General features: G+C 63.6%; 10 protein-coding genes. 5 read left to right on the top strand and 5 right to left on the bottom strand.

What is annotated here, in order from left to right; translation table 11 throughout:
* The first annotated feature begins 27 nt into the window (after nucleotides 1–27).
* A complete protein-coding gene (locus ACOGXC_RS03760) occupies nucleotides 28–2,220 on the top strand; it encodes a malate synthase G (protein ID WP_419919376.1) in 2,193 nt (730 codons plus the stop codon).
* A gap of 4 nt (nucleotides 2,221–2,224) precedes the next feature.
* Here the strand turns inward: ACOGXC_RS03760 and ACOGXC_RS03755 are convergent, their stop codons facing one another.
* The gene (locus ACOGXC_RS03755) at nucleotides 2,225–2,950 is read right to left on the bottom strand and encodes a hypothetical protein (protein ID WP_419919375.1); all 726 of its coding nucleotides are present in this window, start codon (nucleotides 2,948–2,950) and stop codon (nucleotides 2,225–2,227) included.
* A 193-nt stretch (nucleotides 2,951–3,143) separates the two neighbouring features.
* Between ACOGXC_RS03755 and ACOGXC_RS03750 the strand changes: the two genes are divergently transcribed.
* A complete protein-coding gene (locus ACOGXC_RS03750; RefSeq protein ID WP_419919374.1) occupies nucleotides 3,144–4,469 on the top strand; it encodes a sulfotransferase family protein in 1,326 nt (441 codons plus the stop codon).
* Between the two features lie 170 nt (nucleotides 4,470–4,639).
* Here ACOGXC_RS03750 and ACOGXC_RS03745 read toward each other — a convergent pair whose 3' ends face one another.
* The 3 genes from ACOGXC_RS03745 to ACOGXC_RS03735 all read right to left on the bottom strand — a co-directional run bounded on the left by ACOGXC_RS03745 (nucleotide 4,640) and on the right by ACOGXC_RS03735 (nucleotide 7,219).
* On the bottom strand, nucleotides 4,640–5,317 hold the full coding sequence (locus tag ACOGXC_RS03745) for a PaaI family thioesterase (protein WP_419919373.1): 678 nt from the start codon (nucleotides 5,315–5,317) through the stop codon (nucleotides 4,640–4,642).
* A 48-nt stretch (nucleotides 5,318–5,365) separates the two neighbouring features.
* Nucleotides 5,366–6,163: a glucose 1-dehydrogenase gene (locus ACOGXC_RS03740; protein ID WP_419919372.1), complete on the bottom strand. Its 798-nt coding sequence runs from the start codon at nucleotides 6,161–6,163 to the stop codon at nucleotides 5,366–5,368.
* Nucleotides 6,164–6,319: 156 nt separating this feature from the next.
* Nucleotides 6,320–7,219 carry an oxygenase MpaB family protein gene (locus ACOGXC_RS03735; RefSeq protein ID WP_419919371.1) on the bottom strand — a complete coding sequence of 300 codons (900 nt, stop codon included), beginning with the start codon at nucleotides 7,217–7,219 and terminating at the stop codon, nucleotides 6,320–6,322.
* Nucleotides 7,220–7,401: 182 nt separating this feature from the next.
* On the opposite strand from ACOGXC_RS03735, the gene ACOGXC_RS03730 reads away from it, so the two are divergent.
* The 3 genes from ACOGXC_RS03730 to ACOGXC_RS03720 are packed head-to-tail and all read left to right on the top strand — an operon-like array spanning nucleotide 7,402 to nucleotide 9,884.
* Complete coding sequence (locus tag ACOGXC_RS03730) at nucleotides 7,402–8,253, top strand: SMP-30/gluconolactonase/LRE family protein (RefSeq protein WP_419919370.1); 852 nt, start codon at nucleotides 7,402–7,404, stop codon at nucleotides 8,251–8,253.
* 60 nt (nucleotides 8,254–8,313) lie between these two features.
* Complete coding sequence (locus ACOGXC_RS03725; protein WP_419919369.1) at nucleotides 8,314–9,096, top strand: SDR family NAD(P)-dependent oxidoreductase; 783 nt, start codon at nucleotides 8,314–8,316, stop codon at nucleotides 9,094–9,096.
* Nucleotides 9,093–9,884 (top strand): SDR family NAD(P)-dependent oxidoreductase, encoded by a 792-nt coding sequence (locus tag ACOGXC_RS03720; protein ID WP_419919368.1) that lies wholly within the window; start codon nucleotides 9,093–9,095, stop codon nucleotides 9,882–9,884. The genes ACOGXC_RS03725 and ACOGXC_RS03720 overlap by 4 nt, the downstream gene beginning before the upstream one ends.
* Before the next feature lie 75 nt (nucleotides 9,885–9,959).
* On the opposite strand, the gene ACOGXC_RS03715 is transcribed toward ACOGXC_RS03720, so the two are convergent.
* The gene (locus ACOGXC_RS03715; protein WP_419919367.1) at nucleotides 9,960–15,119 is read right to left on the bottom strand and encodes a fibronectin type III domain-containing protein; all 5,160 of its coding nucleotides are present in this window, start codon (nucleotides 15,117–15,119) and stop codon (nucleotides 9,960–9,962) included.
* Nucleotides 15,120–15,144: the final 25 nt, after the last annotated feature.

Raw genomic sequence — 15,144 nt, 5'->3', positions numbered from 1 at the left:
CGCCACCACGGGTCATAGCCTGAAGCAGTGCCCGAGATCTACCGGACATTGGGAAGGCTGGAAGTTGCCGATCCGCTGGCTGCATTCGTCCACGACCGGCTCGCCCCGGGCACCGGAGTGAGTCCCGAGCAGTTCTGGCCGGCATTCGAGCAGGTAGTCACCCATTTCGGACCCAGTGCACGGAAAAGTCTGGAAGAGCGCGAAGCCTTGCAGGCCCAGATCGATGCCTGGTACCGGTTCCAGGGAACCGGCCCGGCCGGCCCGGAGGAAACGGTTGCCTTCTTGAGCTCGATCTCGTACCTGGTTGATGACCCCGAACCGGTGCGGGTGACCACCACGGGGGTCGATCCCGAGATCGCGTCGATGGCCGGGCCGCAACTGGTGGTGCCGCTGGACAACGCTCGCTACGCCCTCAACGCGGCCAACGCCCGCTGGGGCAGCCTGTACGACGCCTTCTACGGCACCGACGCAATCGATGAATCCGGCGGGGCGGGGCGGGGCGGGGCGTACAACCCGGCGCGGGGCCAAAGAGTGATAGACCGGGTCCGGGCTCTGCTGGACACCCATGTTCCCCTGGGGACCGGATCGCACGCCGACGCGGTGGCATACACGGTGGCCGATGGCGGGCTGAGGGTTGAACTGGCCAACGGAACCACAACGGCGTTGGCCAAAGCCGGGCAGTTCGCCGGCTACACCGGGGCGGCGACGGCTCCCACCACGGTACTGCTGCGAAAGCACGGCCTGGGGTTGGAGTTGGTGATGGATCGCCACCACCGCATCGGTCGGGACGACCCCGCGGGCATCTCCGATGTCCTGATGGAATCGGCCCTCACCACCATCATGGATCTGGAGGATTCGGTGGCCGCTGTGGATGCCGAGGACAAGACCCTGGCCTACGGCAACTGGCTGGGTTTGATGCAGGGCAACCTCACGGCATCGTTCACCAAGGGCGGTCGCTCCATGACACGGGGGCTAGCCGGTGACACCGCGGTAACCGACCCGTCGGGAAAACCGGAAACGGTGCGCCGCCGCAGCGTCATGCTGATCCGCTGCGTGGGTCTGCACCTGGAAACCGACATGGTGCGTCTGGACGGTCGGCCCATTCCCGAAACCATCATCGATGTGGCGATGGCCGCCTGGGGCGCCATTCATGATCTGAACGCAAGCGGCTCGCATCGCAACAGCATCACCGGGTCGGCATACATCGTGATGCCCAAGCTGCATGGTCCCCGCGAAACTGCGCTGATCCGCGACCTGTTGGCCTCAACCGAGGGGGCGCTGGGGATGGCCCCCAACACGCTGAAGATGGGGATCATGGACGAGGAGCGGCGCACCTCGCTAAATCTGCCCGCCTGCATCGCCGCAGCCTCCGAGCGGGTGGTGTTCATAAACACCGGGTTCCTGGACCGCACCGGTGACGACATCCATACCAACATGGAGGTCGGCCCAATGGTCCCCAAGGCGGAAATCAAGTCATGCCGGTGGTTGACCGCCTACGAGGAGGCCAACGTGGCAGCCGGGCTGGCCCTGGGACTGCCGGGACATGCCCAGATCGGCAAGGGCATGTGGGCACGGCCCGACGACATGGCCGCCATGCTGGACGAGAAGGGCAGCCACCCGCGCGCCGGAGCATCCACCGCGTGGGTACCCTCCCCCACCGCCGCCACCCTCCACGCGCTGCACTACCTGGACAACGACGTGGCCGCCCGCCAGGAGGAGCTGGCTCTATCCCCCGCAGATCGTGCGGGCGCCATCCGGGCCATGTTGACCCCCGCAGCGCTGGCCCCCGATCACCAGGTCTCCCCCGCCGAGATCCAGCGGGAACTGGAGAACAACGCCCAGGGCATCCTGGGCTACGTAACCCGATGGGTGGGCCAGGGCGTGGGCTGCTCCAAGGTGCCCGACATAAACGGTGTCGCCCTCATGGAGGATCGGGCCACGCTGCGGATCTCCTCCCAGCACATGGCCAACTGGCTCCACCACGGTCTGCTGTCCGAGGATCAGGTGATCCAGACCATGCACCGGATGGCCGCGGTGGTCGACAACCAGAACCGCGACGACCCCAACTACGAGCCCATGAGCGAGAACTTGTCCACCAGCATCCCGTTCAAGGCCGCCCTGGCATTGGTTTTCCAAGGCCGCGACCAGCCCAACGGCTACACCGAGGCCATACTCACCACCCACCGCCGCCACCAAAAAGCCACCCGCCGGACCGGATGAGCCGCTACAAGCCCCAGGGACTCAGGTCTATGTCGAGTTCTCGGAGCCGGTCGATGATAATGGGGGGATCCATGGTCAGAGCCGGCCAGTGATAGTCGTAGATTCTCTGGTTGAGCACGAATGCGATGTACTGGGACACCTGCTCGATGGTGAAGTAGATGCCCCGGCGACCGATGGATGCCTCGTAGGCTGCCCCGGTGTCACGGTTCAACACGAAATTCGTGTGGTCGCACATGTGTTTCATGTCGGTGCTCACCCAGTCCCAGATCACCTCGGTGCACAGGATCAGCGGCTCGAAGGGTTCGGCGGAGATCAGCTCGAAATCCTTGGACACCAGGGTGATGGGCTCCAACGTGTGGGCATCGTAAGTCCGCAGCTCGACTTCCTTGCCCCGGAAGTAAGGAGTCCACGAAACCCCGACACCCTCATGGGCACAGCCGATATAGCTGTGGAACTCCCCATCGATGTACATCTCCACCTGGCTGGGGAACGCCGAGAACGGCGGAGCCTTCAAGATGTCGCAATTGGGTGAGGTCTCGTCGATGACGAACACGATCCCCAGTTGCAAGAGTTTCAGCGCTTCCACCAGCCGCCGCCGCTCCATGCCGGTAGCGGCGTGCATGGCGGCCAGATTGGGGGCCCGACCGGTCTCCCCCCAATAGTCGAACACGAACTTGCGCAGCACCAAGGCATCCTCGGTCCATTCGATCTCAGGAACATGCTGGGGCACAGCTATATGGTAGAGGGCCGATCCTGGCCACCGAGGGCAGGCTCCACCGGGGGTCGCGATGGGTTGGTTTCGGTTTTGGGTTTTGGAATCAAATCACCTGCGCTAACCCCTGGAGCGATCACTCGGTGGAGCCTACCGTGGCAGTTGGTCCGGTTCCGGTGGTGGCCGATCAGCTCTGGTGAGGTCACCAGCAGTGTCGGGGGGAAGTGTGGCTGCTGGTCCGGTTCCGGTGGTGACCGATCAGGGTAACCTGCGAGGCGTGAGCAACCGTCCCGCCCCCATTCGCATAGAGGACCTGGTCAATCCGGTGCTCTCCCCGGAAATTGCCCAGATGATGGAGCAAACCGCTCCCATGGCCGAGCAGATCGAGTTGAGCCCCGAGGCCGTTATGGCCGAAGCCACCACCCGGACCGGGCTCAGCGATTTCGGGCCCGATGGATTCCGGGGCCCGCTCGAGGTGCTGTGCCGGTCCCTGGACACCGAGGCCGACCACTCCCCCATGGGCCGGGTGAGCAGCTTCAACCAACTGAGTGGCTTCGCCGCCAACCGGTTGCGGATCGAGCAGTACATCAAGGACCACCCCGACGCTCTGGAGGTGCCCGTGAACCGGCCCATCGTGATCGCCGGGCTACCGCGCACCGGCACCACCCACCTGCACAACCTCATCTCCGCCGATCCCGAGCTGCGCTCACTGCCCTGGTGGGAAGCCATGGAGCCGGTTCCCCCTCCCGAGGAGGCCGGAACCACCGAAGGCCGTATCGAGCGGGCCAAGAGCGGGCTGGCGATCCTCAACACGGCCATGCCCCACTACGCCCGCATGCACGAGATGACCTGGGATCACGTTCATGAGGAGATCCATCTGCTGGGCATCGACTTCTCCACCATGCTGTTCGACTGCATGGCCGTGATGCCCTCGTGGCGGTCCTACTACAAAGAGCAAGACCAGACCCCCCACTACGAGTACCTCAAGCGGATCCTTCAGGTGCTCACCCACCAGCGCCCGCCCCGGGAGCGATGGGTACTCAAATCCCCCCAGCACCTGGAACAGATAGGTCCCCTGATGAACGTCTTCGGCGATGCCACCGTGGTGTTCACCCACCGCGATCCGGTGTCGATCACCGCCTCCTTCGCCACCATGATCTGCTACTCGGCCCGCATGAGCGCCACCCATCCGGTGGATGTCCACGGTATCGGCCAATGGTGGGCCCAGCTCATCGAGGACATGCTCCGGTCCTGCACCGACGACCGGGACCTGGTGGCCCCGGAGCAGTCCATGGACGTGCTGTTCCACGAGTTCATGGCCGGTGACGTGGCCATGGTGGAGCGCATCTACGACCGGGCCGAACAACCCTTCACCCCGAAGGTCAGGGCGGCCATGGACGCATACATGGTCGACCATCCCCGGGACCGGCACGGCCGGGTGATCTACGACCTGACCGACTTCGGCATCGACCCCGCCGAACGCCGCAAATCGCTCAACTTCTACACCAACCGGTTCGCAGTACAACCGGAGTCCTAAACCCGCCGAACGCCGCAAATCGCTCAACTTCCACATCAACCGGTTCGCAGTACAACTCGAGTCCTAAACCCGCCGAACGCCGCAAATCGCTCAACTTCCACACCAACCGGTTCGCAGTAGAACCGGAGTCCTGACCTCACCGGGGGGATTGCGAACCGGGGTGGGGTGGATTATCGATGAGGCAGGTCGTCGATCAACTGCCGGTTGGCTCGCACGAAAATACCCTCGGCGGTAGCGGTCACCACCCCGGCGTGAACCATTTCGCCGGATACGTACAGTTTTCGCCCCTCGCTGCCCGCTGGCCAGGCCCGCAGGGCGACATCGCTCAGCAGCGGCGTGGGCCGCCGGTACACCACCTTCAGCGTGCCGGTGTAGCCACCCCGCTCGTTGACCACGTTGACCACGCCCAGCAGTTCGTCGAACACCTCGGCAATGATCCCCCCATGGACCAGGCCCGGCGGGCCGGCGTAGACCGCGGGCAGGTTCATCCGCCCGTGAACCTCGGCACCTTCCACCCAGAACTCCACCGGGGGCGATACCGGGTTCAACCGGCCGATGATCGGGCTGTAGGGAAAGAAGGTCATCGGGTCGCGGGACTCGAACCCGGCCTCCAGGTCGCCCATGACCCCCTGGCGGTGGTGCCCCTCCATCTGCTCGGCCTCGACCAACAAGGCGGCTTGTTCCAGCAGATCGGTGGCCCGGGCGACGGCATCGCCGGTGGCCGCAGTGACCCGTACCGCGTTCAGCACCCGGCGGGCGGCACCGGCCAGGGCCAACCGTTCGGCACCGGCCCCGTAATCGGAGCCGGAAGCGGCGCTGGGGGCCTCCCAGAGGGGCTGCTCGCTCAAGTGATCAAGAAGACCGGGGGCTGAAGAGACTCGAGAAACCGGAGGCCGTCAGGCTGATTCGTAGCCGTATTCGACCACGAAGTCGGTGCCCGGCAGCCCCGGTGTGACCTGCCCGGCCCGCCAGCCGCCGTCCACGCTCAGCTCGGCACCTGTCACGTAAGACGCCTCGTCGCTGGCCAGGAACAGGGCGGCATGGGCGATCTCGACGGGCTCGCCGATACGGGGAATGGCCTGGAACTGGTACGGTTCCTTCTCGGCCCGGGGATCGTTGGTGGGGTTGCCCATCGGGGTGTTGACCCCACCGGGGTGAATGGAGTTGACCCGGATGTCGAACCGACCCCACTCGATGGCGGCGGTCTTGGTCATACCCCGGATGGCCGACTTGGAGGCGGTGTAGCTGATGAGACCGTTCTTGGACTGAAGGCCGTCGATGGAGCTGATGTTCACGATCGAGCCGCCGCCGGCCATCCTCATGGGCCCCAGCACCGCCTTCATGCCCAGGAACGTGCCCACCTGGTTGACATTGATCACCTTCATGTAGTCGTCGAGGGTGGTGTCCTCGATGGCTGCGGGCATGATGATGGCCGCGTTGTTCACCAGAACCCGCAGAGGTCCCATGGCGGTGGCCGCGTCCACCGCCGCCGCCCAATCGGCCTCACTGGATACATCCAGGTGAACGTAGTGGGCTTTGTCGCCGATGCCGGCCGCCACCTGCTGGCCGGCGTCGTCGAGGACATCACCCAGAACCACCCTGGCCCCCTCGGAGGCGAAAAGCCGGGCCTCGGCCTCCCCCTGCCCCCGGGCTGCTCCGGTGATGATTGCTACCTTGCCGTCCAACCGTCCCATCTCGGCACCCTCTCCTTCGGTGTTACCGCGCTGCTTGCCGAGCCACCCTACCTGCTTTACCGAAATCGCCCTAACCCGAGCCATCCCGGCCTTTCAAACCCAACCTCCCCAGGGTTACATCCATTGCGCCATATCTCGCAATATCTATTGCGCAATCTATTGCGCCATTCCCGGGTGCTGGTCACGAAACAGCCGCGGATCGTAGGGGGTGCCGCACCGTTCGAGGGCCGCCTGCCACGCCGGGCTGTTACTCATTACCCGGCGCAACCCCAGAATCAGGGAAACGGCGGCCACCCGGGCACCGGGCACCGCAACCACCCCCAGAACGGAGGCAAGCCGGCGGGGGATGGTGGTGATTGCCCCGTTCATCAACACCAGGTAGCCCACCCGTTGCGCCGGGGGAATAGGGGGTCTTTTCAGGAACCCGATCGCGTTGCGCATCCCCGGGCTCGGGGCCAGAGCCGGATGCCCAGTTATCCAGGCCCGCAAACCGGCTGCCGTTGCCGGCAGTGGTGATGCCCCCAGCAACTCCCCCACCCTCATCTGCTCGACCACGAACCGGTCGGCCTCCTCGACACTCAGGCGGCCACCAAAGCGCTGGTAGGCCTCAAGGAAGGAATCGGTGAGGGTGTTGTGAACCCAGGCGGCCAACTCCGGGGCCGACGCGCTGTAGGCCTGCCCCCGGTGAGATGTACCGCTCACCCCTCCATGAGCCGCCCTGACCTTGTCGATGGCTTCCACAACTTCGGGCATCGCGCCGTAGGTAGCGGTCGTTACATAAAACGATGTCCGGCTGAGCCGACCCAGCGGATCATCCCGGTAGCGGCTGTGATCTTCAACCCCGGCTACGACTTCGGGGTGGGCAGCCTGGATCAAAAGGGCTCGGATACCGCCCACGAACACGCTGACATCGCCGATCACCCGCCAACTGACCGAACCGGGACCGCAGAGACCGGGATCGCCCTCGAATTCACCGGTACGCAGCAACGGTGTCTCGGCATGGGCGAACATCCCCCTCACCGAGTCGATAACTCGAGTTCGGACCTCGTGGAGCATGGCCAAACCACCCTATCGCCCACCCGAAACGATTTAGGAACCACCCCACCCGCAGTCGCTATCGTCATCCGGTGCCATCCGGTATGGACAGTCGCTAGCGTGGTGGTTCCGGGGGTCGTCCACCGCTGCTCGAGGTGTCATCCGGTGCCATCCGGTATGGACAGTCGCTATTGTCATCCGGTATGGAGATGCTTGCCCGACCGGAGCCGTTTCTCGGCGGAATCGATTTTGGCGAGGCTCCCCGATGGCACGACGGCCGCCTGTGGTACTCGGACTTCTACCAGCACACCGTGAATGCCGCATCGCCGGACGGCACAGTGGAGGTGATCGTCGAGGTGCCCGGCCAACCCTCGGGGCTGGGGTGGATGCCCGGAGGCGACCTGCTGGTGGTGTCGATGCTGGACCGGCGAGTTCTGCACTACGACGGGACCACCCTTGGGGAACACGCCGATCTCTCGGCACTGGCCACTTCACACTGCAACGACATGACGGTGGACACCCAGGGACGCGCCTACGTGGGTAACTTCGGTTTCGATCTGCACGAGGGTGAGGATGTAGCCGGAGCCACGCTGGGGCTGGTGCAACCCGACGGCACGGTGGAAGCCGCGGCAGGGGATCTGCTGTTTCCCAACGGGGCGGTAATCACCCCTGATGGTGCGAAGTTCATCGTGGGTGAGAGCTTCGCCAGCCAGTTCACTGCATTCGACATAGGAGCCGGCGGCCGGCTGGAGAACCGGCGGTTGTGGGCCGCGGTACCGGGAACCATACCCGACGGTTGCTGCTATGACGCCGAGGAAGGCATCTGGTACGCCGACGCTGTGGGTTGCGCCGCCCAGCGGGTGATCGAGGGAGGTGAGATCACCCACCGGGTGGAGACGGAACAGAACTGCTTCGCGGTCATGCTGGGGGGCGACGACCGCCGTACCCTGTTCCTGCTCACGGCACCGGGATCTCATCCCGATGAGGTGAGGGGCCGGGGCCAGGCCCGCATAGAAACCGTCCGGGTTGAGGTTCCCGGTGCCGGACTGCCCTAGGAACCCGACCACCCGGGTGGCAAAAAGAAAGCAACAGCAGCCGTTGAAGGAGGCAACAACATGAGGTTCTCGAAAAAGGTGGCCCTGGTCACCGGGGCCGGCTCGGGTATCGGCCGGGCCACCGCGGCCCGGATGGTCAGCGAGGGAGCCGTGGTGGTGGGCAGCGACATAAGTTCGTCGGGCCTGGACGAAACCGCAGGAATTATCAGCTCGTCGGGCCTGGACGAAACCACAGGAATTATCAACGATGCCGCAGCTTTTTACCCGGTGGTGTCCGATGTGCGCTCAAGGGAGGCCTGCCACGAGCTGGTTGACTCCACCGTGACCGAACACGGACACCTGGATGTGCTGTGCAACATCGCCGGGGTGGCCGGGTGCCATCGTGTGGGCGATGTGGATCAAAGCACCTGGGATCAAATAATGGGGGTCAACGTGAGCGGGGTGTTCTGGATGTCGCAGGCCGCGCTCCCCCACCTGGAGTCCTCCGGAGGGTGCATCGTGAACATGGCCTCCAACGCCGGGCAGATCGGGCAGGCCTACACCGTGCCCTACTGTGCCAGCAAGGCCGCGGTGATCCTGATTACCAAGGCCATGGCCATGGAGACCATCCGCACCCCGGTGAGGATCAACGCCGTTGCGCCGGGCGGGGTGGAAACCAACCTGGTGGCATCCTTCGAGTTCCCCGCCGATCCCGACATGGAACTGATGGGGCGGTACATGGGCTTCAGGGGAATGGCCCAGGCCGGCGACATCGCCTCGGCGGTGGCCTACCTGGCCTCCGATGAGGCCCACCGGATCCACGGCGCGGTGCTGAGCGTGGACGCCGGGCTTACCGCAGGATGAGCTGGGACCCCAACGGCCGGCGAGTGCTGGTAACCGGTGCTTCCTCGGGCATCGGTGCCGCTCTGGCGGTGGAACTGGGGCGAGGTGGGGCATATGTCGGCCTGGCCGCCCGGCGGGGCCAGCGCCTCGAAGAGGTTCTCCAGCAGGTGCGCGACGCTGGAGGCGACGGTTGCTGGTGGCGGCTCGACCTGGCCGACCTCGGCAGCGTTGAATCGTTCGCCGAACAGGCCTGGGCACAGATGGGACCCATCGATGTTTTGGTCAACAACGCCGGTGCCCCGAGGCGGCGGTCGCTGAAAAGGCTCACCCCCCTGGAGCTGGACGAGACGATGGCGGTGAACTTCACCGGCTCGGCCCGGCTCACCCTTGCTCTGCTGCCGTACATGCTGGAGCGGGACTCTGGGGACATTGTGAACGTTTCATCCATGGGCACCCAGTCGATGGCGTTCAGAACCGGGGCCTACGGCGCAGCCAAGGCCGCTCTCAACCTGTTCACCGAGGGCCTCTACATGGATCTGGCCGGAACCGGTGTCCGGGCCCACCTGTTCATTCCCGGAAGCACCGCCACCGAGTTCTCCACTCCCAAACCGGGCAACGACGACCCGTTCCCCCAGCCCGCCAACATTTTCATGGACCCGGTGGATGTGGCCCGAGCCCTTATCACCAAGCTGGACAACGACGACTTCGAGGGCTTCGCCGCCCCCAACCTGAAAAAGGACGCAGAGGCCAAACGAGCCGACCCCAACGGCTACCTGGCAAAAATGCTCAAGCACCTGGCTCGGCGCTGACCAAAACCAACTAACTGGCTTGGAGCGCGAGCAAGCAGGGGGCACTCCGGCGGGGAGAAATTGAATGAGGGTTGGTTAGGCGCAGATGTCGTTGTTCAAATCAGCAACACGGTCGCCGTAGTTACCGCGGCCCAGGCGGCGGCACTCCTCAGCAAGGATGGTTTTGTACTCGTCGCGATAGGTAGCCGCCAGGGTGTCGCCGGCTTTTTGGCGGGCTATGGCCTCGCGGCGGGTGTAGGGCAGCGAACACACATCGGCCACACCGTCACCATCGCTGTCGAGGGGGTAAGTGGTGGGGCCTCCCAGGGAGCGGTTGGCGCACCAGGAGGGGCCGGTGATGGTGCCCGAGTAATAAGGGCCCCCATCGTTGGGAGGCGGGAACCCCGGCGCAGCGAGGGTGTCACCGCCGCAGGTTTCGCCGTTGTCGGGTTGGTTGGCGCACTCGGCGTTGACGAGCCGACGGTACAGGTCGGGATACCGGTTGGCCAGGGTGATAACCGCATTGTGACGAGCTATGGCCTCACGACGGGTATACGGCAGCGAGCACACATCGGCCACCCCGTCACCATCGCTATCGAGGGCGAACAAGCGGGCCCCACCCAAAGAGAACTCCGCACAAAAGTTCGGGCTGTTGATGGGGCCGGTGTAGTAGTCCTCATCACCAGCCCGGTCATCACCGGGGACGATGGTGGGCGAAGTGCCCGCAGAGCCGGTGCCGACTGCGTTTATGGCTCGCACCTCAAAGGTGTAGGCCACCGGGCCGGTACCGGTATCGACCCCGCCTATGACCGTGCTCATCGTGGTGGCCCCGACATCGGCCCACTCACCGAACCCGGCGCTCCCAACCCGGGTGCGCCACTGCCAACCCGTCACCAAAGACCCACCATCGGCACCCGCCATCCAAGTGACGGTGATGGTGCCATCGGTGGCCGTCGCTGTGACGGTGGGAGCTTCGGGGGTCGTGGCTGGTGTCGCCGTAACAGAGGCCACAGCACCGGTGCCCATTGCGTTTTGGGCTCGTAGGTGGAACGTGTAGCTGGTGCCATTAGTCAGGTCTCGAACCGGCACCGAGGTGGCATCAGCGCCCAAACCCATCCCAGCCAGGTCCTGCCACTGGCCATCATCAACCCGCAAGTGCCAACCCGTCACCACAGAACCCCCATCGGTGCCGGGTGTCCACGACAAAGTGACCGTTTCGTCACCGGGCGTGGTGGTAACCATCGGAGCAGCAGGGGTCGTGGCCGGCATCGCCGCAGCAACCCCAGCAACACCAGCACCCATGACGTTTTGGGCTCGAACCCCGAAGGTATAAGTAGTGCCGTTGATTAGGTTCGAGATCGGCACCGAAGTGGTACCAGCAGGATAACTAACCCACTCACCATCGCCGGTGCGCAACTGCCAACCCGTCACCACCGAACCCCCATCACCACCCGGGGTCCAGCTCACCGTCACCATCTTGTCACCAGCCGTGGCAGTAACCGTGGGCGCATCAGGCACCGCCGCCGGCATCGCGGTGGCGGTAGCGGCGGGGCCGGCACCAATCCTATTCAGCGCTCGGACCTCAAAGGTGTAAGCAACACCGTTGGTGAGACCATCAACCTCGCGGGTGGTGGACGCGGCAGCCACATCAACCCAAGCCCCGTAACCAGCAGTGCCGGTCTTCATCCGGTACTGCCACCCGGTAACCGCAGCAGCCCACGACGATTCACCCACCGCCCCACCAGCACCGGCATCCCAGTTCAAAGTGACCCACATATCACCAGCGGTAGCAGTCACTGTGGGCGCTGGGGGCACTGCCGAGGGGGTGACCACCTCGGACTCGAACGCCGCCCCAATCACCTGAACATCGGTGGTTATGGCCCGCACCTGGAAAGTGTAGGCCCGCCCGTTGGCCAAACCATCCACCACCAGGCTGCGCGCCGCCGCCCCATCGGTGACGGTCGTCCATGAACCGTAACCCCCACCATCAGTTTTCATGCGGTACTGCCAACCCGTAACCGTGGAACCCCCCGTGTTCAGTTCTGCCCATGACAGCGTGACCTGTCCATCACCCGCGGTCGCTGTCAACGCCCCACCAGCGGGTGCGCCCACCGGTGTGACCGGACCGACCACCCCCGCAGCCGGGCCGGCACCAAACTGGTTCACCGCCCGCACCTCGAAGTCATAGGCCACCCCGTTGACCAAGCCCCGCACCGGCACACCAACCGACTCGGCCAAATGGCGGGCCGGTGGGGTGACGCGAGCTCCCAACGATTGCCACGCATCAAAACTGCTACTATCGCTGCGCCGCATCCGAACCTCATAGCCCAAAACATCAGAACCACCCTGCGGGGCCAACAAAGAGACTCTCACCTCACCATCACCGGGCATCACCCGCACCTGGCGGGGCGCAGTGGGCGTATTGCCGGGGGTGACGGATAATGACTGCGCCTGCGCACCGTTACCAGCGCCGGTCGACAACTGGCCGGAGGGCACCCAATCGGCCAGCGCGTTCACCGCCCGCAACCGGAACCGGTACGAGGTGCCATTGGTCAAACCCTTCACCACCCCTTGAGTCCTCGACGGCCCCGAACCCGGAACCGGCATCCAATTTTCGTCCCATTCACCGAACGACGTGTTACCCGCGGTTCGTTCCTGTTTGATGTATTCCCAGCGGATGATCGGCGGACCCCCAGACCCCACCGATGTCCACGACAACGAAACCTGTTCATCACCACCAGTTACCGCCAAACCTGCTGGTGCCGGTGGGGCCACACCCGGTATCACCACCTTATCCGGCATGACATCGGAGGCTTTGCCCACCAAACCAGCACCGTTGGAATACAACGCCGGACCCTCCAACCAACCGGTACCGTGCCGGTTCCGCGCCCTGACCCGGAACTCATAGGACACCCCATTACGCAAACCCGACACCACGTGCCTGTTCGTCGCCGTACCCCCAGCATCGGGGTTACGATTCGCGAACGACTTACCAACATTAACCACCGCCCATGGAGACCAACCACCGCCAACCGGGCGATACGAATACTCCCAAACCGTATCATCATAAGTACCATCGGTATCAGTGTAAGCATTATTGTAAACAATCACGCTGCCTGAACTGACATCACTAGGTTGGACGATGTTCAACGTGACTTGACCATTACCCGGCACCGCCAAAACCTCCGGACGAGTGTGAGACGAACCCCACCAATCCACACCACCAGGCAAAGATGGAGCCCCGAAAATAAACGGCTCCGACTCACCCACATAACCCGCACCCAAATCTGTCACCGTCCGGTACCGCATCGTATAGGTTTTCCCAACCTCGAAAGTTATCTCTTCGAAAACCTCCGTCGGGGTAGAAGGAGACAACCTACCCACCTGAGTAATCCACCCACCCCACGGCCCATCATCAATCTTCCAAGACCACTCCCACCGCAACAACTTACCACCATGCAAGTACTTAACAAGCAAAGCTGCACCCATATGAGGCCTACCATTGGTACGAGGATCATCAGTGTAACCCCGCAAAAACACATTCCTCGGCATAGGAGGAAGACCCTTGGGGAAGTTCACCCTCACCACCCCCGACGACAAACCCACACCCCTAGCATTCTCCGCCCGCAACACAAAATAATGATCCCCCACATCCAAATTACCCAAACATGTAAAAACGCATCTACTACCACCAACACCATTAAAGACCCGACCCGTGGGCACCGTCACCGTCGACAACTCCTCACAGGTCGGATCCGCCCCCTTGCTGTTATCACACAAATCCGCCCACTCCGCACCAGCCGATCCAGGCGCTGTCGCATGACTCAACTGCCACTTCGTTACCGGAGAACCACCATCATCCACCGTCCACGACAAAACCACCCGGAGCAACCCCTGCGCGTAATCCGACACCGCCTCCGCAGACAACACCGGAGCCGCCGGCACCGTCCCCGGATAAACAACCCCCGTCTCCGCCACCGCACCAGCACCAACAACAGTCACTGCCCGCAGGCGGAACCGATAACCTGTGCCCGCCTTCAAACCCGGAACCTTATACTCTATAGTTGAATAAACACTGTTCGGTATCGCCACCCAACCACCCCACTCACCGTCACCAGCTCGCATCGAATACTCAAAACGCCGAAAACTCTCGCTAGTAGCACCATCCGGTCGGTTCCAGTTCAGCGTCACCGACGACTCCTCTGGTGTCGCTCTCAAATTTTTGGGAGCCCCCAAAACCTCACCCAAATATATGAACCCAGAACGCGCCCCCAAACCCCCACCCAACGCGTTAACAGCCCGCACCTCAAACACATAGGGCTGGGTATTATCCAAACCGGTCACAAAATAAGACCTAACCCCAGCCCCACCAGGCACCCTAAACCACTGAGCCAACTCCAAGTTTGTGGAACTACGATCCCCGACCCAACGAACTTCCCAACCCGTGATCGGCGAGCCAACCACCCCCGGCGCCGACCACGACAACAACGCCGACTTATCACCCGGTGCCACCACAAAGTTACGAGGAGCACCCGGCGCGCCCCCCACCACCACCGGCCCCACCTCACCGGTGGCACCAGCACCATGCATGTTGACCGCCCGCACCCTGAACGAATACCCAACATCATTGGTCAAACCCAAAACCACGAACGACTCACGATCCTTAGCCGCTGTACTACCGTCATCGGCCATCGTAGACCACCCCGACCAACCCCCATCACCCCGCTTGATCGCGTACTCGTACCACAAAATAGTAGCGAACCCCGACCCCATCACCGAACCGGAAGCCTGCGTCCACTTCAACTCCACCTGGGAATCGGAAACCACCGCCCGCAAACCCGCCAGCGCTGGTGGAACACTGGACATCAAATGCCCTTGCGACGCGCCACTCAACTCAGCAATCTGCCCCGCTCCCGCGGTGTTCACCGCCCGCACCCAGAACCGGTAGCGGCTACCAATCACCAAACCCGACACCACCACCGACCCAGCACCCCCACCACCGGGCACCGGCCGCCACACAACCCCACTACGATCCCCCGAAGTAGGCGCTAAACTTGTAGAAGTATCCACCACCCTGTCCACCGGCGGATCCCAATTGGTCCCACCATCGGTCGACCGCGAAAACACATACTCATAACCCGAAACCCCCGTAGTCGCAGCATCCGGGGGCGGCCCCCACGACAACCGCACCGCACCACCACCCAACACCACCACCGATGCCGACGACGGCTGATTCGGCACACTCTGCGCACCCACACCCCCCACCGAAACCAACACCGAC

Origin of the sequence: Candidatus Poriferisocius sp., assembly GCF_965202595.1 — a bacterium.
Lineage (GTDB): Bacteria > Actinomycetota > Acidimicrobiia > Acidimicrobiales > Bin134 > Poriferisocius.
The sequence above is the reverse complement of the archived record's forward strand: the minus strand, read 5'-3'. Positions and strand labels throughout refer to the sequence as shown.